Genomic DNA, 22463 nt, shown 5'->3' with positions numbered 1-22463 from the left:
ATGAGTGAAATGAATGAGAGCGTTGTTGTTTATGCCCCTGCATCGATTGGTAATGTCAGTGTTGGTTTTGATGTACTCGGTGCGGCTGTTTCACCAGTTGACGGGACAAAATTGGGTGATCGGGTTGAAGTGAAAGCCGGATCAGAGCCTTTTACACTTGAAGCGGTCGGACGTTTCGTTGACCGGTTACCTGAAAACCCGAAAGAAAATATCGTCTATGATTGCTGGACGGTTTTTGGCCGGGAATTAAAAAAGAAAAATGTGCCACTCAGGCCAGTGGATATTACACTGGAAAAGAATATGCCGATAGGTTCAGGGCTGGGCTCCAGTGCCTGCTCGATTGTCGCTGCATTAGATGCATTGAACCGTTTCCATAATCAGCCACTTAATGAGAGTGAATTACTTGCATTAATGGGAGAGATGGAAGGAAAAATATCGGGTGGTGTCCATTATGATAATGTCGCTCCCTGCTATCTGGGTGGCTTACAATTAATGGTTGAACAGCTTGGAATTATCAGTCAGGAGATTCCTTGTTTTGACGAGTGGTTCTGGGTGATGGCTTATCCGGGGATTAAAGTTTCAACTGCTGAAGCCCGTGCCATTTTACCTTCTCAATACCGTCGTCAGGATGTCATTGCACACGGAAGATATCTGTCAGGTTTTGTTCATGCCTGTTACTCGCGCCAGCCTGAACTGGCTGCTAGCATGATTCAGGATGTGATTGCAGAACCATACCGGGAAAAACTTTTACCTGGATTTTCTGCCGCCCGTCAGTATGCTTCTTCAGCAGGTGCCTTAGCGACCGGGATATCCGGTAGTGGCCCAACACTTTTTAGTGTCTGTCAGAGTCAGGATGTTGCAGAGCGTGTTGCAAAATGGCTGTCAGATAATTATGTACAAAATAATGATGGATTCGTTCATATTTGTCGCCTGGATAAACAGGGTTCAAAATCAACAGGAAGTAAGCTATGAAGCTTTATAACATTAAAGAGAATGATGAACAGGTTTCTTTTTCTCAGGCTGTACGTCAGGGATTAGGCCGGAACCAGGGCCTGTTTTTTCCTTCTGAGCTACCAAAGTTTGACAACATTGATGCTTTGCTGGAAGAAGAATTTATTCCCCGCAGTGCAAAAATTTTATCTGCATTGATTGGGGATGAGCTGCCGGAAGAAAAAGTGGCAGAGATGGTGAATCAGGCGTTTCAGTTCCCTGCACCTTTAAACAAAGTCAAAGACCATACTTATGCGCTGGAGCTGTTCCACGGTCCGACGCTGGCCTTTAAAGACTTTGGTGGCCGCTTCATGGCTCAGTCTCTTGCTGCGGTATCTGATGGCGGAAAAATTACTATTCTGACTGCGACTTCAGGCGATACAGGCGCTGCTGTTGCCCATGCTTTTTATGGTATGGAGAATATTCAGGTTGTGATTCTGTACCCGAAAGGGAAAATCAGTCCGTTGCAGGAAAAACTATTTTGTACGCTGGGTAAGAACATTCATACCGTTGCAATTAACAGTGACTTTGATGCCTGTCAGTCTTTGGTTAAACAGGCATTTGATGATCAGACTCTGAGAAGTGAAGTCGGGCTGAATTCCGCAAACTCGATCAATATCAGTCGTTTGATGGCTCAGATCTGCTACTACTTTGAAGCCGCTGCACAATTGTCAAAAGAAGAGCGTGAGAATCTGGTTGTTTCTGTACCGAGTGGTAATTTTGGTAATCTGACTGCCGGACTTCTGGCTAAGGCATTAGGATTGCCGGTGAAGCGTTTTATTGCTTCAACGAATGTGAATGATACAGTGCCCCGTTATCTGGAGACCGGTGAATGGGCACCAAAACCAACGATTGCGACGACTTCGAATGCCATGGATGTGAGCCAGCCAAACAACTGGCCCCGTATTGAGGAATTATCCGGCATCAAACAATGGGGACTTGAAACGCTCGGAAAAGGTGCCGTGACCGATGAGCAAAGTGCAGCGTCTGTGCGTGAATTACATGCGTTGGGGTATCTGTGTGAGCCACATGGTGCAATCGCTTACCGTGTACTGAATGAGCAGTTACAGCCTGGTGAAACCGGATTGTTTTTGTGTACGGCCCATCCGGCGAAATTTAAAGATGTTGTTGATGATATTCTTGGCAGCGATATTGAACTGCCGGGACCATTGGCTAAACACGCTGAGATGGCATTGTTATCACAGGAGATGGATGACGATTTCGAAGCATTGAAGAAAGTTCTCAGGGCTGTTCAGTCTTAATCAGGCGTCAGGGAAAAGTGAGTGGCTTTTCTCTGTATTTCGCTCTGATTTTATGAGTAAAAAAGTGTTAACGATAAAAGCGGCACAAAAGTGCCGCTTTTTTAATCAACTTGGAAATGGTTGTTCAGATTACACGAATTACATGGATTCAGTAAAAGTACGTGCAATGACATCACGTTGTTGTTCTGGTGTCAGTGAGTTAAAGCGTACTGCATAGCCAGAGACACGAATTGTCAGCTGAGGATATTTTTCCGGATTCTCAACGGCGTCTTCCAGCGTTTCACGTTTTAATACGTTGACATTCAGGTGTTGTCCGCCTTCAACTTTTGGTGCAGCTTCAATCGAGAGCTCACGGCTTTCATAGTTGCCCAGATCACTGACAGGTACAACTTGATCTGCGGTGTAGCCAGACTCAGCAGCAACACAGCGTGCTTCATTTTTTTCTTGATCGATAAGCCAGATGGAGTTGACGAGCTGGGCATTGGCTGATTGAGTAATTTGGATGCCTTGGATCATAGCTTTCTCCTTATTCACAAAGATTGTGAGTTTTATGGGTGTTCATTTATCACCAGGTTGAGCCTGATGTTGCGTATCTAATATCCCTAATTTTTATATTGATTTAGGTCAAAAGTCCACCTTTATTTTTCAGGATAATGACGATTTTTTCTTGATTTTTATCAATAAAACATTGAAATATAATATTATTAATCTTTTTTAATTTTTAAAAAATTTTTTAAATTCAGGTGTTTGATATCACTTTACGACGGGAAAATACGGATATGGAAAAGACTCACAAGCCTGAAAAGCAGCAGCAAAAATTTGTGGGTGCACATGTTTCAGCAGCAGGCGGTGTTGAGAATACACCACAAAGAGCATTTGAAATTGGTGCAAATGCGTTTGCTTTGTTTACCAAAAATCAGCGGCAGTGGACCGCAAAGCCACTTTCAGATCATTCAATTGAGGCATTTAAGGCCAATTGCCTGAAATTTGGTTTTCTGCCGCAGCATATTTTACCGCATGATTCTTATCTGATTAATCTGGGCTCCCCTGATGCAGAAAAACTTGAAAAATCCCGGGCGGCTTTTGTTGATGAAATGATCCGATGTCAACAGCTGGGATTACATCTGCTGAATTTTCATCCCGGCAGTCACTTAAAGAAAATCCCGGCAGACCAGTGCCTCGAAAGAATTGCAGAGTCAATTAATCTTGCGCATCAACAGGTCCCGGATGTTATCGCTGTGATTGAGAATACAGCCGGGCAGGGAACTAATCTCGGCCATGAGTTCAGCCATCTGGCAAGAATTATAGAACTGGTTGAGGATAAAGCGCGTGTTGGTGTTTGCCTTGATACGTGCCATTTGTTTGCCGCGGGCTATGATTTGAGAACTCTTGAGTCATGTCAGGACACATTTACAGCCTTTGATCAGATTGTCGGGATGCACTATTTGAAAGCAATGCATCTAAATGATTCAAAAACAGAATTAGGCAGTCATACAGACCGGCATCATTCTTTGGGACAAGGAATGATTGGCTGGACATGCTTTGATTATATTAGTCAACATGCTGATTTTAATAATATTCCCTTGATTTTAGAAACGATCGACCCACAATTATGGCCCGATGAAATTTCCCGTCTGAGAGGGGAAACGGGTCATCAGACGTCATTGTTGAGTATAAAAAATAAGCTGGCATAAAACTTTCATAAAAGTGAAATACAGGCAACTTGTGTTTCTTGCTGGCAACAGGAGCACTCTGAGCCTGATGGTCATCAAGCGCTGATTATGGAGAGTGTTATGAAAAGTTATATAAATTGCAATGTAGGGTATTCTGCTCCTCTACCTGTTCCAAACCGTCATGTGAAAGGACAGGGACATAACCGGACACCGCAACGTAGTCCGTCCTGATTTATGAAAAATAAGCATTTCGCTATGTCGCAGAGCAGTTTTCTGATTACAATAGTTTTTTTCAACGTTTTCAGGGCTGCTCATTATGACCACTTCACTGACATGGCACGATGTCATCGGATCGGAAAAACAACAGGACTATTTCAGGCAAACGGTAGATTATGTTGAATCTGAGCGCCAGGCCGGGAAAGTCATTTACCCGCCGGCAAAAGATGTTTTTAATGCCTTTCGTTTTACTGAGTTCAATCATGTCAAGGTTGTGGTTATCGGTCAGGATCCTTACCACGGGCCAAATCAGGCTCACGGATTGTGCTTTTCTGTTTTACCAGGCGTAAAAACTCCGCCTTCTCTCGTCAATATGTACAAAGAACTGGCTCAGGATATTCCCGGATTTGTCATCCCTGAACATGGCTACCTGAAAAGCTGGGCCGACCAGGGGGTCTTTCTGCTTAATACAGTTCTGACGGTTGAACAGGGGCAAGCCCATTCGCATGCAAATACAACTTCGTGGGAGCTGTTCACCGATAAAGTGATTGAAGCACTCAACCAACATGGTGAGAATCTGGTCTTTCTGCTTTGGGGATCACATGCTCAGAAAAAAGGCCGGTTTATTGATCAGACAAAGCACTATGTTCTGAAAGCGCCTCATCCTTCTCCATTGTCAGCTCACCGTGGTTTCTTCGGCTGTCAGCATTTCTCTAAAGCAAATCAGTACCTTAAGCAGCAGGGCAAAGTGCCGGTTGATTGGCAGCCAAAGCTTGATGCCGGTGAGGTTTAATTTTTACGACTACAATCAAAGCAACGATGTCTTACTATATATACAATCGGTTTGACACAATGCATTGGAGAAGCATGATGATGATTGAACGGATTAGGCGAGAACATAGTTATATGACCCGGCTGTTAGCAATCCTGAGTAAGAAATTACACTTGCTGCAGAATGAACAGAAAATCAACTATTCTTTAGTCAGGGAGGTTGTTGATTATCTCTCTTCTCATTCTGAAGTTGCGCATCATCCGAAAGAAGACCTGATGTACAATTATTACATGCAGAATTATGGTGAAAAAGCCTGCATTGCTGATCTTGAAACTGATCATAAGCGCCTTGCTGAGAAGACGCATGCTTTTTTAGATATTGTTGATATGATCCTGCAGGATGTCATTGTACCACAGGATATTTTTATGAATCAGTTAGCTGATTTTATTCAGGTACAGAAAAAGCACCTGGAATTTGAAGAAAAAGAAGTACTTCCATTGATAGACAAAACATTCACTGTTGAAGACTGGCAATATGTAGAGAGTCAGTGGACATATAATGAAGATGATCCGGTATTTGGTGAAACAATTGCAGATCGCTATAAACAACTGGCACAACGTCTCAGAGAGGAGAGAAAAGAGCAATTTTGAACGCTTAACTCCCTTTGCCATATGATTCATTTAATCATGAAAAGGCTTCCCGTCAGTCATGGGAAGCCTTGATAAATTCACAGATCGATATCATCCAGTTCAAAGCAAACATCCATCTCCATCAGTTCCTTCCGGAGACGCTTTTTATCCCGTATCGCTTCAATTTCTCTCCACATACGTTTTGTTGGTTTAGAGCGGGTTACACGTATTTTCCGGATCTCTTTGTCGAGTAATTCCTCAAAATGCAAGTCGTCCATAATCAGCTCCCCTGATTGATAGTTGCTCTCAATGCTTAATTAGCATAGTTTCCCAAAATCTATCTATGATTTATTTCTCATTTATTTCGGTTTAGTGAATTATTTTCTATTCAAATTTAAATTATTGTACCGACAGCACAAAAAAATCGATTAATTTTTAGCCAAATGATGTTTTTTCTAAACATTTCACTTTTATCAGATTGTTAAGAAACTGCACTTTTTGAGTATATTTTTCATATACACTTATTTTTAGAGTGGTTTTATCTGATAGTTCATCCGTTAAGATATTACTCAATCTATTGCTTTCACTCGTTTCTTCATTTGTATTCCCCTGAATAAAAAACGTCGGTTTTTTACCATATCACCGGCTTTGGCTTCCTTGTTGTGTTAACGTGATGTTATTTATTTTTACTTGGTATGTAAATTAATTTGATTGAAAGTTAACGTTAGGTTTGAAATTAAACATGGAGATGTATATTGATTTTTTAATACTTCAATAGCATTATCTTCTGCCTTAAATGGGTAATGTCTCATCATTATCCAGATGACTGATAAAACAGATATGGATAGTTCTGAGTCATGAATCGCTATAAAAGTCAGTATTCAGAATGCTGATTGTGCATGCTTCAGAGACGATAGAAATAGTGCTCAGGGACGGGTCACGTAACAATAATATGCAGCCGTAATGAAAAACGGTGCTTGATGCTCTTTAAGAGGTTTTTGTGACAGACTTAGTTAATTTAATAAATGACCTGCTTTGGGGGTCGATTCTTGTTTACCTGCTTGTCGGAGTCGGTGTCTATTTCACGATTCGGTTAGGTTTTATTCAGGTCAGGCACTTTTTTCATATGTTTAAAGTGCTCAAGAATAGCCGTAAAGCTGACAAAGCTGGTATTTCATCTTTTCAGGCGCTTTGTACCAGTCTGGCGGCACGGGTTGGAACCGGAAACATGGCTGGCGTTGCAGTTGCACTGACGATGGGCGGACCGGGTGCTATTTTCTGGATGTGGGTGACTGCGATGGTGGGGATGTCAACTTCATTTGCAGAAAGTGCTTTAGCTCAGTTATATAAAACGAAAGATAAAGACGGAAACTATCGTGGCGGGCCAGCCTACTATATGGAAAAAGGGCTTGGCATGCGCTGGATGGGGGTTCTTTTTTCAATCTTTTTGATGATAGCCTTCGGTTTGGTATTCAATGCAGTACAGGCAAACTCTATCACGAATGCAATGACGACAGCTTTTGGGGTTCAGCCTCTATATACTGGTTTAGTGATTGTGCTGCTTTCTGCATTTGTTATCTTTGGTGGTATCCGAAAGATTGCAAGAACGGCGGAACTGATTGTACCTTTGATGGCTTTAGTTTATCTGGCAATCGCTATTTTCATCTTATTGAGTCATCTGGATAAGCTTCCTGCTGTTTTCAGTTTGATTATTAAGAGCGCTTTTGGATTCCAGGAAGCCGCGGCTGGTGGTATTGGATATATGGTTGCTCAGGCAATGATCAACGGTGTAAAACGTGGTCTGTTCTCCAACGAGGCCGGGATGGGCTCTGCACCTAACGCTGCAGCATCTGCAACACCATATCCGCCACATCCTGCATCTCAGGGCTATGTGCAAATGCTGGGTGTTTTCATTGATACCATTGTGATCTGTTCAGCGACCGTTGCGATTATTCTGATGTCTGGTGAGTATGTGCCACATGGTGAAATCACAGGTATCGAGCTGACTCAGCTGGCCCTTAATTCTCAGGTTGGTGCCTGGGGGGGTATCTTCATCGCTTTTGCAATTTTCTTCTTTGCCTTTACATCGATTATTGCAAACTACTCGTATGCGGAAACAAACCTTATCTTTCTTGAACATAATAATAAGAAAGGGTTAGCGATTTTCCGGATTGTTTTCTTATGCATGGTGATGTTTGGTGCGCTGGCAACGGTGCCGACAGTCTGGGCTCTGGCCGATATGTCGATGGGGTTGATGGCGATTGTTAACCTGGCTGCTGTTCTGCTGCTGTCAGGTGTCGCGGTGAAACTGGCGAAAGATTACAACCAACAGTTGAAACAAGGCAAACTGCCAACATTTAATGTGGAAGATTACCCTGAACTTCAGTCTCAGCTGGAAGAGGGGATCTGGGACAACAAGTCCAAATCGTCTGATTGATTCTTTCAATGAGACAGATAGAAAAAACCATGCAGACAATGCATGGTTTTTTTTGTACGCTGAATCATATCCGGATAACCCGATTCTGTTTTTTCAAACTGTCCGGATATCCTGAGAAAGAGCTCCTGAATAAAACGTTAAGATTTTTTGCAGGAGCGTCTGGTCAGCCTTGTCAGGCGCACATTAAAAGTCAAAAAAAGGAAGAAAACTATGTTAATGGTTGTTTCACCTGCAAAAACTCTGGACTATGAATCGCCGGTCATTACTGAAAAGCATACGATACCTGGTTTACTGGAACATTCTGAATTACTGATTGAGGTTTGTCGTCAGTTAACTCCGGCTGATATTGCTTCACTGATGAAAGTCAGTGATAAAATTGCAGGATTGAATGTGGCGCGATTTGCTCAGTGGCGTCCTGATTTTTCCCATGAAAATGCCCGTCAGGCTATTTTTGCGTTTAAAGGGGATGTTTATACCGGTTTTGATGCCTATACAATGAATGATGACGCGGTTGAGTTTACTCAGTCTCATTTGAGGATTCTTTCTGGTTTGTACGGTATTTTGAAACCGCTTGACCTGATGCAACCTTACCGGCTTGAAATGGGTACCCGGCTGGCAAATTCCAGAGGGAATAACCTCTATCAATTCTGGGGGGATATCATTACAGAGCAGCTGAATCAGGATTTGCAGACTCAGAAGAATCAGGTTTTAGTGAATCTTGCTTCTAACGAATATTTCAAAGCCGTGAATCCTGAAAAAATTGCAGGACAGGTGATCACCCCTGTGTTTAAAGATCAGAAAAACGGGCAGTATAAAATCATTAGTTTTTATGCCAAAAAAGCCAGAGGTTTGATGGCTCGCTATGTCGTGGATAACCAGATCGATAGCCCGGATAAACTGAAAGAGTTCGATGTTGCCGGTTATTACTTTGTTGAAGCTGAGTCAACAGCAACTGAGCTGGTGTTTAAGCGCGATGCGTCAGATGCATAGCCTGATGATTGTTTCTGCTGAGATAAATTAATGACCGGACATGAAGCGAGGGGCCGGTTGTTTGACACGCATTGTCATTTTGATTTCGATGTGTTTCAGGCTGACCCGGAGCATCATCTGCAGATGGCACGGCAGTGCGGTGTCGAGCGTTTGGTTATTCCTTCCATTGGCACTCAAAACTGGCAACAGGTGGCTCAACTGGCCGAACGTTTTTCTCCCGGGCTCTACTATGGCCTGGGAATTCATCCGTATTTTCTTCATGCAGACAGTGAAAAGACACTAACTGACCTGGAACAAACGCTGATGCAAGCGGATAAAGCGTGTGTTGCTGTTGGGGAATGTGGTTTAGATGGCATGATTGATACCCCCGCATTTTTGCAGGAACGCATTTTTCTGGCGCAGGTGAGTCTGGCCACACAGGCCCGCCTTCCGCTGATAGTTCACAGCCGTAAAACACATGACCGTTTGCTCTCTTTGTTAAAAAAAGCCCGGTTTACTTATGGTGGGGTTGTTCATGGATTTTCTGGTAGTTACCAACAGGCAAGCGCTTTCATTGACCTCGGTTTTAAGATTGGTATCGGCGGTGTGATTACTTACACCCGGGCTAATAAAACCCGACAGGCTGTTCGTCAGCTTCCCGAAGCTTCGATTGTGATTGAAACCGATGCACCGGATATGCCCGTTTGTGGCTTTCAGGGGCAGCCCAATCATCCGGCTCGTTTGGTTGAGGTTTTCAAAGCACTGGTATCTTTGCGGGAGGTATCTGCTCCGGAGTTTTCACGGCAGTTATGGCGTAATAGTTGTGCGCTTTATGGCCTGATACCTTAAGGTGCTTCGTGTTGGCGGGGTTGTCATTGATGGAATGACCATCGTCAGGAGAATGAGTTCTCCTGACGATGTCTGACAATATTGACCCTGTTATTCGCGTTCTTTGGTATATGGAACACCAATCGCTTTTGGTGCAATCGCTTTACCAATGAAGCCTGCGAGCAGGAAGACTGTTAAGACATACGGAAGTGCTTCGATAGCCTGAACCGGAATCACTATGCCACCGATACTTGCTCCCTGTAATCTGATTGCCAGTGCATCAAGGAAGCCGAACAGCAGACACGCTGCAAGAGCATTGAAAGGCCGCCATTTGCCAAATATCAAAGCAGCTAAAGCCATATATCCTTTCCCGGCACTCATGTTGGGCAGGAATTGAGCGGTTTGTCCGACAGACAGATAAACGCCACCCAGTCCGACAAGAATCCCACAAATAACCATTGCACTATAGCGCATCCCAATCACAGAAATACCCGCAGTATCGACTGCTGAAGGTGATTCTCCGACAGCCCTCAGACGCAGTCCGAAGCGGGTTTTAAATAACAGATACCAGCTAAGCGGGACAATGAAGAATGCAAGGTATTCTATCACTGAATGGCCACTGATTAATTCAGAGTAAAGCAGCCCGATAACCGGGGTATCTTTCACTGCATCCGCGCCGGGCAGCGTTAAAGGTGCGAATCTCGCATCACCAGACAGCGCCGGTGTCTGGCCGCCCTGAGAGAACCAGTAGCGACCCAGCGTAATGGTGAGTCCGGCAGCCAGAATATTGATTGCCATACCGCTGACCACCTGATCGCCTTTGTGCGTAATTGAAGCAAAACCATGTAACAGGGCCAGAAGTACCGAAATAAATATCCCGGCACATAAGCCTGCCCAGGCCGAACCGGTAATATGTGCCGTTGCTGCGCCGGCAAAGGCTGCAGAGAGCAGTTTGCCTTCCAGTGCAATATTCACGACGCCGGAACGTTCACTGAACATGCCTGCCAGAGCCGCAAGAATAAGCGGAGTTGCAACCCGGATGGTTGCATCAAGCATAAGTATTATGGTCTCAAACATGATTATGCGGCTCCTTGTTCAGAAGAAAAGAATTTCAGATAGAGGCGTTCCAGTGTCGGTCTGAACATATGCTCAAGAGCTCCGGAAAACAGGATGACAAGTCCTTGTAAAACCACAACAATATTCCGGTCAACGCCATACTCAAAACTCAGTTCGGCACCGCCCTGATACAGAAAGCCAAACAGCAGACTGGCGAGGAAGACACCTGCCGGGTGATTTCTGCCCATTAATGCGACAGCAATCCCGGTAAAGCCAAAGCCTTCGACAAAATTAAGCTTGATTTGGTGCAGTTCACCCTGAAGAACATTGAGTCCAAAGAAGCCAGCCAGCATGCCGGAGATTAACATGGTAATAACGACAATTTTCAGATAGTTGATTCCTGCATAATCTGCAGCAGATGCATTGGCACCAATTGATCTGATCTCATATCCCCAACGGGAATGCCAGATGAATAACCAGACAAAGACACAGCATAACAGTGCAAACAGGAAACTGATATTGAGCGGGCTTGAGGCGACTTCAATGCCAAAGGCTGAAAATATATCATGCATTTTCGGCAGCCAGCTGCTTTGTGCAAAAACCCGGCTTTCAACGGCCATCGTTGTTTCAGGCTTTAATATATCGACAAGTAAGTAAGCCATGAGTGAGGAAGCAATAAAGTTAAACATAATCGTGGTAATCACGATATGTGATCCTCTTTTTGCCTGCAGATAGGCCGGTAAAAATGCCCATGCTGCTCCAAATAAGCCTCCGGCAAGAATCGCGACAGGAAAAACAATATACCAGGGGGCAACGTCTCCGAGTGTCAGGCAAACCAATCCAACGCCAAGACCGCCGATATATGCCTGTCCTTCAACACCGATATTAAATAAACCTGCATGATAAGCGACAGCAACCGCAAGGCCGGTAAAAATAAATCCGGTTGTATAGTACAGTGTGTAACCGAGTCCCTCGGCATAACCAAAAGCACCTGCCCACATGACTTTGACAGCATCAAGCGGATTGATATCGATATAGATAAACAGAAGCGCAGAAACCAGAAAAGCAACCATAACATTGACTGCAGGAAGTAAGCCGATCGTGACCCATGCAGGGATTCTTGTCTGACTCATGATTGATCTCCCTGGCAAGATAAGTTTTTAATATGATCCGGAACAATGTTTGCCATCATCAGCCCCAGTGTTTTTTCATCAGCCTGAGCGGCATCCAGCTCGCCAACAATTGCCCCGTCAAAAACAACAATAATCCGATCAGCCAGACTGAGAATTTCGTCCAGCTCTACAGAAACCAGCAATACCGCTTTTCCTGCATCTCTGGATGCAATGATTTGCTGATGTATATATTCAATTGCGCCGATATCAACCCCCCGGGTCGGCTGTCCGATAAGCAATATATCCGGGTTTTCTTCCATTTCACGGGCAATCACCAGTTTTTGTTGATTGCCGCCAGAAAAGTTTGCTGTTTTTAAATGAATGTCATTTGGGCGGACATCCCATTTATCCATGCTTTCCTGACAGTGACGTTCAATCGATTTTGTATCCTGCAAAAATCCCCGGTTATATTTATCCAGATGGTGATAGCCCAGAATGTAGGCTTCTTTGGCTTCAAACTTATTCACCAGCCCCTGTTTATGCCGGTCTTCCGGAATATGGCCAACTCCCATAGCCCGGACTTTTTGAGGATCTGAAGGATGCTCCGAAGTGATTGTATTGCCATTGAGTTCAATGGTCCCGGAACTTGGGGGCGTAATGCCTGACAGCAGATTGAGTATTTCAGACTGACCATTGCCGGATACACCAGCAATCCCGACTAATTCCCCCTTACGGACAGTGAAACTAATATCTTTGACCCGTTTGACTCCGGCACTGTCGATATAGCTCAGGTTTTGCACGCGAATCAGTTCCTCTTCCGGATTCGCTGCTGTTTTATCTGCCTGAAGACGGACTTTTCTGCCCACCATCATTTCTGCGAGTTCTTCCCGGTTTGTATCCGCAGTGGCGACATGCGAGACCATTTGTCCCTGTCGCATCACGGATACATTATCTGTGATTGCCAGAACCTCTCGCAGTTTATGGGTGATGATCATGACAGTGGTTCCCTGCGCCCGGAGCTTATCCAGTATTTTAAATAAGTGATCTGCTTCCTGTGGTGTCAGTACACCTGTGGGCTCATCAAGAATCAGAATTTTGGCACCACGGTACAGTGCTTTCAGAATCTCTACCCGTTGTTGCAATCCAACAGGCAGTTGGCCAACAATGGCATCCAGAGGAACTTCCAGGCCATAGTCCTGCTCAAGCTGAAGCAGTTTCTTTCTGGCAGAGGATAAACTGTCTTCCAGCTTCCAACCTGTTTCTGCGCCAAGGATTATATTTTCAAGCACAGTAAAAGTATCAACCAGCATAAAGTGTTGATGCACCATGCCAACACCCGCGGCAATAGCATCCTGAGAGTTGGAAGGTTGATAGGGTTGATTATGAATGAGCATCTGGCCTGAATCAGGGTGATAAAAGCCGTAAATAATACTCATCAGCGTTGATTTGCCGGCACCATTCTCCCCAATAATTCCATGGATGGTTCCGGCGGGAACCTGTAAATCGATATCCTGGTTGGCATGAACACTACCAAACCGTTTATCTATGTGCTTGAGTTCAATAGCATAATGTTGCGATTGGGCCACGGGATGACTTCCTGAATTAACAAATAAATACGAAATAAACGAAGATACAAAGTCAGTGTTGCTTCATTTGTATAAGAATACGCCACTGATGACAGCGGCGTATTTAATATTATTTTTGTATTCAATCCTGACTAAGTTTTTATCCGGATTACAACAGTATTTCGTGGATGAAATTCTGTTATAAAGAGAGTGTTTGCTGCGACATCAGTACTTACAGGTGTTATCTGACATATAGTCATGAACCTTAATTTTGCCTGATACAATGTCTTTCTTCAGACTTGCCATATAGGATTTCATCTCATCACTGATCAGAGACTTATTATATTTGTCATACGCCCAGTCCACGGCATTTTCTTTTAATCCCAGGACTTTGATACCCGGTTTCCAGGTGCCTTTGATTTCTTCATTCCAGCTGTCTCTTGCTGCTGAGCCCACCATTTTAACCATGGATGTCAGCATCGTTCCCGGATGCAGGTGGTTTTGATTTGAATCCACACCGATTGCATATTTACCTGCATCTTTAGCTGCCTGATAAACGCCCAGACCTGTACCACCGGCAGCAGCATAAACAACATCAGCACCTTTAGAGAATTGTGATTTTGCCAGCTCTGAACCTTTTGCCGGATCAGAGAAAGCTGCCGGGGTTGAGCCGGTCATATTTTGTAAAACAGTAATGTCAGGATTGGCATACTTTGCGCCCTGCTCATAGCCGCATTCGAATTTACGGATCAATGGAATATCCATACCGCCAACGAAGCCGATAGTGCCTGTTTTAGAAACTTTAGCAGCCAGTGCACCAACTAAGAAAGAGCCTTCATGCTCTTTAAATACGACGGACTGAACATTCGGCTTGTCAACAACCATATCCAGAATCGTAAAGTGGATTTTCGGGAATTCACCGGAAACTTTTTCTACTGCTGAAGACATATTAAAACCGACCGCCACAATCGGAGAGTATCCCCGCTGAGCCAGACGACGTAAACCCTGTTCGCGTTGCGCTTCATTCTGAGGTTCATATTCCCGGACTTTTATCCCTTCTTTTTCCTTCATTGCCAGAACACCGTCACGATAAACGGCTTCATTGAATGATTTATCAAATTTACCGGCAGTATCATAGATCACGGCTGGTTTTGCCTGTGCAAAAACGTGAAATGAAGTGATGGCTAAAGTCAGTGCAGATAGTTTCAGGATGGACTTTTTCACACTATAAATCCCTATAAGTTGTCATTCTGATTCAGAGGTCTTCCGATAAAAATCAAGAGAGACGTCTGTTGTATGGTTTTATCGCCATCAGTTTATCGTTTGCCTGCAAAAAAAAAAGTACGTGTTTCAAATTAAGTGTCATTTCTATAAAGACAATCAACAAAGATGGGATAAAGTGTTTTTTTATTGTTTTATTTTTGTTGCATTTTTTGTGAGTCCTTTCATTTGTGAGCGCCAAAATGGTGCATTTGTCATTAATGATTCTCGTCCGCTCTTTTCGTTCAATGACCAGCAGGAACAAGAAAAAGTATCTGTATACAAATATATTTGCTGATTCCGTTCAGCGGTTGATAGTAAAAATATCACTAGAGAGGATGATCTTGGTGATGTTGCATTTTTGTAAATGATATTGTTTAACAAATTTGATTTCAATGTTGTCAGTGTGATTAAGTTCTCTTTTTTTTATGTATGAAATGTTTGATTTCTATTAAAGCGTGATTGATCATTACTTTTCGTTATTTTGCTCAGTATAATTGCCACATGAATTCCACTTCATTCATTACTTATTAATTAACCGCTAAGGAACCAAATTAACTATGAGTTTGCTAATGAGCCTGATTGGCATTGTGGCATTGCTTGGCATCGCTGTATTACTCTCCGAAAATCGTAAAGCGATTAATTTACGTACGGTCGGGGGCGCTTTTGCAATCCAGTTTTTTCTGGGTGCATTTGTTCTTTACAGCCCATGGGGGCGTGACCTTCTTGCAGGAATTACCAATGGTATTCAGCATGTAATTAACTATGGCAAAGATGGCACACAATTTCTGTTTGGGAATCTGGTTAATTTCTCAGTCGATGGGATTGGCTTCATTTTTGCGTTTCAGGTTTTGCCGGCTATCGTCTTTTTCTGTTCCCTTATTGCCGTGCTTTATTACATTGGTGTGATGCCATGGATTATTAAAATTATTGGTGGCGGTCTGCAAAAAGCTCTGGGCACTTCCCGTGCAGAATCTATGTCTGCAGCGGCAAATATCTTTGTTGGCCAGACTGAAGCGCCACTGGTTGTGCGTCCTTACATCGCAAAGATGACCGAGTCCGAACTATTTGCGATCATGTGTGGTGGTTTGGCGTCGATTGCCGGTAGTGTACTGGCGGGTTATGCCCAGCTGGGTGTTCCGCTGGAGTATCTGATTGCCGCTTCATTTATGGCGGCACCCGGTGGATTACTATTTGCAAAAATTCTGAAACCCGAAGTTGATAAGCCTGTAAATGATGAATTAAAAGATTTTGATGAAGAAAGACCATCAAACTTTATCGATGCGGCAGCTGGTGGCGCATCCACAGGGATGCAACTGGCATTGAATGTCGGGGCAATGCTGCTGGCATTCATTGGATTGATTGCTTTGCTTAATGGTATTTTGGGCGGTATCGGGGGATGGTTTGGCATGCCTGAGCTGTCTCTGAATGGTCTTCTGGGCTGGTTATTTTCTCCGCTGGCTTTCATTATTGGTGTTCCCTGGTCTGAAGCCACAGTGGCTGGCTCATTTATCGGGCAAAAAATTGTTTTGAATGAGTTTGTTGCTTATTCTAACTTTGTTCCTTATATCGGTGAGCATGCTCAGGTTGTCGCTTCTACAGGTCAGGTGATGTCAGAGAAAACTTCTGCAATCATCTCTTTTGCTCTGTGTGGGTTTGCGAACTTGTCTTCAATTGCTATTTTGTTAGGCGGGCTGGGTGGTATGGCGCCTGGACGCCGCCACGATATTGCCCGTATGGGAATTAAAGCGGTTATTGCAGGGACATTGTCGAACCTGATGGCGGCGACAATCGCTGGCTTGTTCCTTTCAATCTGATATTGGTCAGAATGAAAATGATACTTCTATATGCTCCGGAGTGCATTCTTTGGGGCATTTTTATTTGAATGAGATGAATTTATTCATCCGGTAACAGAGGCTTTTTATATGAGTGATATAAACGCTGAAGCCATTCGTGCACTTCAGTTAATGGATCTGACAACTCTAAATGATGATGATACGAATGAGAAAGTCATTGCTTTATGTCAGAGTGCAAACACACCGGCAGGCACGCCTGCAGCGGTATGTATTTATCCTCAATTTATATCTGTTGCAAGACAAGCATTGTCTGAACAGGGGACGCCAGATATACGGATAGCGACTGTCACTAATTTTCCCCATGGGAATGATAATATCGATGTTGCTGTTTCTGAAACACGTGACGCGATTGAAAAAGGTGCAGATGAAGTTGATGTGGTTTTCCCTTACCGGGCATTGATGTCGGGAGACGAAAATACAGGTTTCGAGCTGGTGAAGCAGTGTAAAGCAGTTTGTGGTGACAAATTACTGAAAGTGATTATTGAATCAGGTGAATTACAAACTGAAGCGCTGATCAAAAAAGCGTCTGAAATTTCTATCCGTGCCGGGGCTGATTTTATTAAGACATCAACTGGTAAAGTGCCTGTGAATGCAACGCCAGAATCCGCCAGAATGATGATGGAAGTCATTCGTGATCTTGGTGTGATTGATAAGGTTGGTTTTAAAGCTGCTGGTGGTGTGCGTACTGCCGAAGAAGCAGCGCATTATCTGGCCATTGCGGATGAAGTTCTGGGCAAAGAGAATGTCGATCGTCGTCATTATCGCTTTGGTGCATCCAGCCTGTTAAATAGCTTGCTTTCAACGCTTGGCATGTCTGATAAAACGTCTTCAGATGCTGGTTCATACTGATTAAAGCGATAAGAAGAATACTTGAATAGGAGATAATTATGGCAACCCCTCATATCAATGCTGAACCCGGTGACTTTGCAGACGTTGTATTGATGCCCGGAGATCCGCTGAGAGCGAAGTTTATCGCAGAGACTTTTCTGGAAGATGTCGTTCAGGTGTGTGATGTCAGAAATATGTTCGGTTACACCGGCACTTATAAAGGAAAGAAAGTCTCTGTCATGGGACATGGTATGGGAATTCCTTCCTGCTCAATTTATGTGACTGAGCTCATTAAAGACTTTGGTGTGAAAAAAATTATCCGTGTGGGAAGTTGCGGTGCGGTCAGTAAAGATATTCACGTCAGAGATGTTGTCATTGGCATGGGTGCATGCACGGATTCAAAAGTAAACCGGATTCGTTTTAAGGATCATGATTTTGCCGCTATTGCCGATTACCAGATGGTTAAAGCTGCTGAAGAAGCTGCAAATAAGAAAGGAATCCCGGTGAAAGTCGGTAACCTTTTTTCTGCCGAACTCTTCTATACACCAGATCCTGAAATGTTTGATGTCATGGATAAATACGGCATTATCGGCGTAGAAATGGAAGCGGCCGGAATCTATGGTGTGGCAGCGGAATACGGTGCAAAAGCTTTAACTATCTGTACCGTATCTGATCATATTAAGACGGGTGAGCAGACGACCGCACAGGAACGTCAGACAACGTTTAATGATATGATTGAAATCGCTCTGGAATCTGTTCTTTAACTTCTGGCCTGATATCACTGCTTAATACGGGATAGGCTTTATCCCGTATGTTTCAGCAAAATATTATCTGAGCTGCGTGAATAGCTTTTCTTGCGCAGCAGAAAAGCAAGCAGAAGTCCGCTGATAAAGCTGGTAACAATCATCATATACATGTACCGGTCGCTTTTGCGGTAATGGTGATCTGAGATTGCGGTCACTTTACCGGTTTCAAAGGTTATCCGGATAAAACCAATCACGTTTCCTTCATCAATGACCGGTTCAACGAGTTGCTGACGGCCGATTCTGGCAGTCTGCAGTGGTGTATCCAGTCCCAGAACATCCCTGACACTGAGTGCTGAATCACTGGAAGCGACCAGAACGCCTTCTGCATCATAAACGGTTGCATCAAATACCAGGCGATCTTTGGATAACTGGTTTGTCAGTGCTTTGAGCCTTTTTTCATCCTGCTCACTCAGAAATTCACTGGCTGTTAATGCAGCCTGCGAGATCAGCAGCTTCGTCAGGGTTTCTAACTGATTTGCCTGAATTCGCTCATTGCCTTTACTTATCATGACACTGTTTTCTGCCATAAAGAAAAACATAGCAACAAGACAAAATACAGCAATAATGCGTAAAACGACCCGTAAAGAAAATAATGAACCGTTCATCTGTTCTGACCGAAAGAAATTACATATAGATCCATATTGATGCTTGCGTTTTTAAATTGCAATAGGGTAACGTCGGGTTACATTTGTTAAAGGTGAATTTCATGGACTCGCAAAAGACATTGTTGACAGAAGAAACAAGTCCCCTGACCGGACGTTTATCACAGGATCGTTTTATTCAACCCGAACCCACAAAGGCTCAATGGTTCCTTTATGGCGATAATGTTACACCAGATGTTTTCGAACAAATGGATCGTCTGACAGGCAAGACAAACTATATTGTCCGCTTATGGCGTGTTGGGCGATATGATGTGGTCTTAATGGATGGTGAATTAACCTCACAACATCAGGACGTTTTAAACCAGTATCAGATTGATTATGCATTGACTGCGGACCTGCCGGATCTCAATCAACCCGGATTACTGCTGATGGATATGGATTCCACGGCGATTCAGATTGAATGTATTGATGAAATTGCCAAGCTTGCCGGTGTCGGTGAAGAAGTTGCCGCGGTGACAGAACGGGCGATGCAGGGAGAACTGGATTTTGAGCAGAGTTTACGCCAGCGGGTTGGAAAACTGGCAGGCGCCGATGCATCAATTCTTGAACAGGTCAGAAGTCAGCTTCCTTTGATGCCGGAGCTGGAAGCTTTAGTCGTTGCGTTGAAAGCGCATCACTGGAAAGTGGCGATTGCTTCCGGTGGATTTACATATTTCTCTGATTATCTGAAGACACTGTTATCATTAGATTTTGCGCAATCCAACGTGTTTGAAATTGAACAGGGAAAACTGACCGGTCATGTTATCGGGAGTATTGTTTCAGCACAGACCAAGGCCGATATTCTGGTTCAGCTGGCAAATGAATACAAGATTCCCCGTGAGAATACGGTCGCTATTGGCGATGGTGCAAATGACCTGACTATGATGGGAGAAGCCGGATTGGGCATTGCCTATCATGCAAAACCAAAAGTCGAAGCACTTGCGCAGTCCGCAATCCGTTATAGTCATCTGGGGGGCGTCATGTGTATTTTGTCAGTTGGAATACGCCTGCAGTAATAGCGTATGTCTCCGGATAAAATGACTTCCCCGGATATCATTATGGTTCCGGGGAAGTCAGCGTTTCAAGGGTTAGTTATTAATCTCCAGCCTGTTCAGGACCTCGTCTGTAATATCAACAATCTCAGCATACCCCGCAAGCGATGTAATTGATTTTTCTATATTTTTAGCATGATAGAGATTAATTTCTGCCAGTTCATCCAGATCCTGACGGAGCAGGGTAGTCATCGGGTGAAAGACGGGAATTGCACAAAATCTGAGTACAAAAATTTCACCTAAAACCTGCGCATCGTGGATAAAGGCTATTCTTTCTTTATGGCTGGAAAAGTCAGTAATCAGCCGGCTTTCCAGTGATTGAATTTGCGAGCCAAATTTTTTCACTGAAAGATAGATATCGAAATATTGAGGTGTCGCGCCATCAATATGTCTCATCGGGTTGGCCATCAGTGTATTCGTGTGTCCTTTTAATATGGGCTCCAGCGATAAAAGGTTCTCACGCCCCAGTTTTGCCAGCAATGTCAGGCAGGCTGAAGGGGGTTCACTGATACCGATTGCTGCGGCTCTCAGATTTGCACGCTGACGTTCGACAAAAACAGGGGCGCAGACAACCCGGTTAAGCAAAATGTGGTGTAGGTTTTCCAGCAGCGTGATACTGGGTAAAACTTCAAGGCTCTCAGTCAGGCGGTCCTGATTGTTTTCAATTAATTTGCTGAAGAACGCAATAATTCTGACCGTTTGGCTGCTCTCTTCAATCACCAGCTGAATCTGCTGACCATTCGGTGCAACCCGAACAATATTGTAAGAGACATGATCGAGTGGCAATTTATTGTCATATAACTTCAGCTCAAGATAATTAATCGTGACCTGATCTCCGACTTTTAATTTTGCTGGTTTTTCAAGCTGGAGACTCAAACCTCTTTTTGATAAATCAAGTGTTTGCCCTTTGATGACGGTGTTATCTTCCAGTGTCATTTCCAGTGGTGAATGCAGATTATACCGGGGTTCTTTACGTTGTGTCCTGGCATCAAAGAAGACAGAGATTGGCGAATGTAATGCTTTCCGTGGATGTCTGAACTGGTTTAACTCTGCGCCGGGAAGATTTGGCTGCTCAGAAAGCAGGTAATCTTTCGCACTATCGGTGTTAGAAATCTCCTGAAGAATACCGCAGTGGGTGAGAGATGATAAATGTTTCGTAAGTTCTGGCGACTTAGTGGATAAAGTCTTTCGCTCACTTTCTGAAAGTTCATAAATTGAAAAACGGAAGGCACGCCATGACTCTTTCTTTGCGCCAAGATGCCAGAAAAGCTTCCTGAGCTGCGGGTTCGCTTCAGGCTTCATCATCGAAAAGAACAAAGTTTTGTCCTGATGTGTATGCTTAAAGGCATAAATCGTATTACTGCTTTCAGAAACGCCTGAACGGGTGAGCAACCTCATTCTCTGCGGGGTAAACAGATTACTCAGTGTTTGCTGATTTCTCTCATCATGCCAGTAATGCCAGAGCGCGTGATTACTTTCCGTAAGCAGAACAACTTTTAGTTCATCTTTACTGAAAAAAACCGGCAGCTGACAGGCATGTTTTAAAAACATATGTTCATAAGCACGGGTTCTGGCCCGGATAATTTTATCCTGATTGTCATGCCGGAGCTTTTGTTTTTCATTTTTTAATTGCTCTTCAATCACATATTCAATCAGATCAGAATCAGTCAGTTTTTTGATGCGGAGAAATTTGACCGCATCATTTTCAAAGGACTCATCGACGCCGATTAACCGGTATTCTATCGGTTGATATAATCCCTGTATTTCTGTTTTCTTATCCAGCTCGGTAAACCGGACATGAATGACTTCTCCAAGTTTATAATCAAATGCAGCCGGGACTTTCAGTTTTGCGCCCGAAGGAGATAAATCGACAGTCAGCGCATTGACCAGCTGACCGTTGGCAAGTTTTATTTCTGCCTGAGATGAGAATTTCAGCCGGTTTTCCTGACGCAATAAATCATAACCTAAATCAATGATTTCCACGAGAAACGGATTATCAGCAGTTGAGAGATCTTCTTTTGAGCCGTTTGGCTTTTCATTCATCACCCGGAAGTTGTTTCTGGTGTTGTATAACGCTTCCCAGACACCTTCTGTATAACGACCAAACTTATTTACGTTTTTGTGATAGTCGTTAAAAGCAACATCATCGAGCCAGTGAGTCAGACCATCCAGGATATATTCTCTGCACTCACCCTGAACCCGCCCCCTTAAATCAACAGGCTTGGAACATGGTGCCATTTTTCTGTTCAGCTCCATTTTTACCAGTAGTTTTACAGATGGTGGTTGCCCCTTGGTAATCTGAGACAAAATCTGTTCAAACTCTTCTGTGTTGTAAATGGGTATGAGCTTTTCCGCAAGAGACAATATTTCAGATTGTTGCATATTCTTATCAAGTTTCCGGCCTGAATATCATTATCGACTTTTTTAATCGATCTTTAGTGTTATCTTGTTATATTTCAAAACATGTTAAATTTAAATTGTTTTCTGGATCACATTAAATAATTTACCGGG

Annotated in this window: 20 protein-coding genes; 12 read left to right on the top strand and 8 right to left on the bottom strand. The window is 43.7% G+C overall.

Annotated features, from left to right (window positions below; translation table 11 throughout):
• Both thrB and thrC read left to right on the top strand, forming a co-directional pair.
• Positions 1-972, top strand: coding sequence for a homoserine kinase (thrB, locus tag OCV29_RS14505; protein WP_073602573.1), 972 nt, complete (start codon positions 1-3; stop codon positions 970-972).
• Positions 969-2252, top strand: a complete 1284-nt coding sequence (gene thrC / locus OCV29_RS14500) for a threonine synthase (protein WP_073602572.1) — start codon at positions 969-971, stop codon at positions 2250-2252. The genes thrB and thrC overlap by 4 nt, the downstream gene beginning before the upstream one ends.
• A gap of 138 nt (positions 2253-2390) precedes the next feature.
• Here thrC and grcA read toward each other — a convergent pair whose 3' ends face one another.
• Positions 2391-2768, bottom strand: coding sequence for an autonomous glycyl radical cofactor GrcA (gene grcA / locus OCV29_RS14495; RefSeq protein ID WP_073602571.1), 378 nt, complete (start codon positions 2766-2768; stop codon positions 2391-2393).
• Between the two features lie 263 nt (positions 2769-3031).
• On the opposite strand from grcA, the gene nfo reads away from it, so the two are divergent.
• The 3 genes from nfo (at position 3032) to OCV29_RS14480 (ending at position 5563) form a co-directional block, all read left to right on the top strand.
• Positions 3032-3946, top strand: coding sequence for a deoxyribonuclease IV (gene nfo, locus OCV29_RS14490; protein WP_073602570.1), 915 nt, complete (start codon positions 3032-3034; stop codon positions 3944-3946).
• Positions 3947-4241: 295 nt separating this feature from the next.
• The gene (gene ung, locus OCV29_RS14485; protein WP_073602569.1) at positions 4242-4934 is read left to right on the top strand and encodes a uracil-DNA glycosylase; all 693 of its coding nucleotides are present in this window, start codon (positions 4242-4244) and stop codon (positions 4932-4934) included.
• Positions 4935-5011: 77 nt separating this feature from the next.
• Positions 5012-5563, top strand: coding sequence for a hemerythrin domain-containing protein (locus tag OCV29_RS14480; protein WP_073602694.1), 552 nt, complete (start codon positions 5012-5014; stop codon positions 5561-5563).
• Positions 5564-5640: 77 nt separating this feature from the next.
• On the opposite strand, the gene OCV29_RS14475 is transcribed toward OCV29_RS14480, so the two are convergent.
• A complete protein-coding gene (locus OCV29_RS14475) occupies positions 5641-5820 on the bottom strand; it encodes a DUF3545 family protein (protein WP_073602568.1) in 180 nt (59 codons plus the stop codon).
• Positions 5821-6542: 722 nt separating this feature from the next.
• Here OCV29_RS14475 and OCV29_RS14470 point away from each other — a divergent pair.
• The 3 genes from OCV29_RS14470 to OCV29_RS14460 all read left to right on the top strand — a co-directional run bounded on the left by OCV29_RS14470 (position 6543) and on the right by OCV29_RS14460 (position 9797).
• Positions 6543-7979 carry an alanine/glycine:cation symporter family protein gene (locus tag OCV29_RS14470; protein WP_073602567.1) on the top strand — a complete coding sequence of 479 codons (1437 nt, stop codon included), beginning with the start codon at positions 6543-6545 and terminating at the stop codon, positions 7977-7979.
• Positions 7980-8189: 210 nt separating this feature from the next.
• Positions 8190-8969 (top strand): peroxide stress protein YaaA, encoded by a 780-nt coding sequence (gene yaaA, locus OCV29_RS14465; RefSeq protein ID WP_073602565.1) that lies wholly within the window; start codon positions 8190-8192, stop codon positions 8967-8969.
• 30 nt (positions 8970-8999) lie between these two features.
• Positions 9000-9797: a TatD family hydrolase gene (locus tag OCV29_RS14460; protein ID WP_073602564.1), complete on the top strand. Its 798-nt coding sequence runs from the start codon at positions 9000-9002 to the stop codon at positions 9795-9797.
• A 90-nt stretch (positions 9798-9887) separates the two neighbouring features.
• Here OCV29_RS14460 and OCV29_RS14455 read toward each other — a convergent pair whose 3' ends face one another.
• The 4 genes from OCV29_RS14455 to OCV29_RS14440 all read right to left on the bottom strand — a co-directional run bounded on the left by OCV29_RS14455 (position 9888) and on the right by OCV29_RS14440 (position 14733).
• Positions 9888-10853, bottom strand: coding sequence for an ABC transporter permease (locus tag OCV29_RS14455; RefSeq protein ID WP_073602563.1), 966 nt, complete (start codon positions 10851-10853; stop codon positions 9888-9890).
• Between the two features lie 2 nt (positions 10854-10855).
• Positions 10856-11965 carry an ABC transporter permease gene (locus tag OCV29_RS14450; RefSeq protein ID WP_073602562.1) on the bottom strand — a complete coding sequence of 370 codons (1110 nt, stop codon included), beginning with the start codon at positions 11963-11965 and terminating at the stop codon, positions 10856-10858.
• Positions 11962-13530, bottom strand: a complete 1569-nt coding sequence (locus OCV29_RS14445; RefSeq protein ID WP_073602561.1) for an ABC transporter ATP-binding protein — start codon at positions 13528-13530, stop codon at positions 11962-11964. The genes OCV29_RS14450 and OCV29_RS14445 overlap by 4 nt, the downstream gene beginning before the upstream one ends.
• 204 nt (positions 13531-13734) lie before the next feature.
• A complete protein-coding gene (locus OCV29_RS14440; protein WP_217653286.1) occupies positions 13735-14733 on the bottom strand; it encodes a BMP family lipoprotein in 999 nt (332 codons plus the stop codon).
• A gap of 596 nt (positions 14734-15329) precedes the next feature.
• Here OCV29_RS14440 and OCV29_RS14435 point away from each other — a divergent pair.
• From OCV29_RS14435 to deoD, 3 genes are all read left to right on the top strand, one after another.
• Positions 15330-16586, top strand: a complete 1257-nt coding sequence (locus OCV29_RS14435) for a NupC/NupG family nucleoside CNT transporter (protein WP_073602559.1) — start codon at positions 15330-15332, stop codon at positions 16584-16586.
• 108 nt (positions 16587-16694) lie between these two features.
• On the top strand, positions 16695-17474 hold the full coding sequence (gene deoC, locus OCV29_RS14430) for a deoxyribose-phosphate aldolase (RefSeq protein ID WP_073602558.1): 780 nt from the start codon (positions 16695-16697) through the stop codon (positions 17472-17474).
• Positions 17475-17512: 38 nt separating this feature from the next.
• The gene (gene deoD / locus OCV29_RS14425) at positions 17513-18217 is read left to right on the top strand and encodes a purine-nucleoside phosphorylase (protein WP_073602557.1); all 705 of its coding nucleotides are present in this window, start codon (positions 17513-17515) and stop codon (positions 18215-18217) included.
• Between the two features lie 38 nt (positions 18218-18255).
• On the opposite strand, the gene OCV29_RS14420 is transcribed toward deoD, so the two are convergent.
• Positions 18256-18864: a YtjB family periplasmic protein gene (locus OCV29_RS14420; protein WP_073602556.1), complete on the bottom strand. Its 609-nt coding sequence runs from the start codon at positions 18862-18864 to the stop codon at positions 18256-18258.
• Positions 18865-18965: 101 nt separating this feature from the next.
• Here OCV29_RS14420 and serB point away from each other — a divergent pair, with 101 nt between their 5' ends.
• The gene (gene serB / locus OCV29_RS14415) at positions 18966-19916 is read left to right on the top strand and encodes a phosphoserine phosphatase (protein WP_073602555.1); all 951 of its coding nucleotides are present in this window, start codon (positions 18966-18968) and stop codon (positions 19914-19916) included.
• Positions 19917-19988: 72 nt separating this feature from the next.
• On the opposite strand, the gene OCV29_RS14410 is transcribed toward serB, so the two are convergent.
• Positions 19989-22334, bottom strand: coding sequence for a PilZ domain-containing protein (locus OCV29_RS14410; RefSeq protein WP_073602554.1), 2346 nt, complete (start codon positions 22332-22334; stop codon positions 19989-19991).
• Positions 22335-22463 lie beyond the last annotated feature (129 nt).

Source organism: Vibrio aerogenes (genome assembly GCF_024346755.1).
In the GTDB taxonomy this organism is placed as follows: domain Bacteria; phylum Pseudomonadota; class Gammaproteobacteria; order Enterobacterales; family Vibrionaceae; genus Vibrio; species Vibrio aerogenes.
Note: the sequence above shows the minus strand (reverse complement) of the source record. Positions and strands in the feature narration are given on the sequence as shown.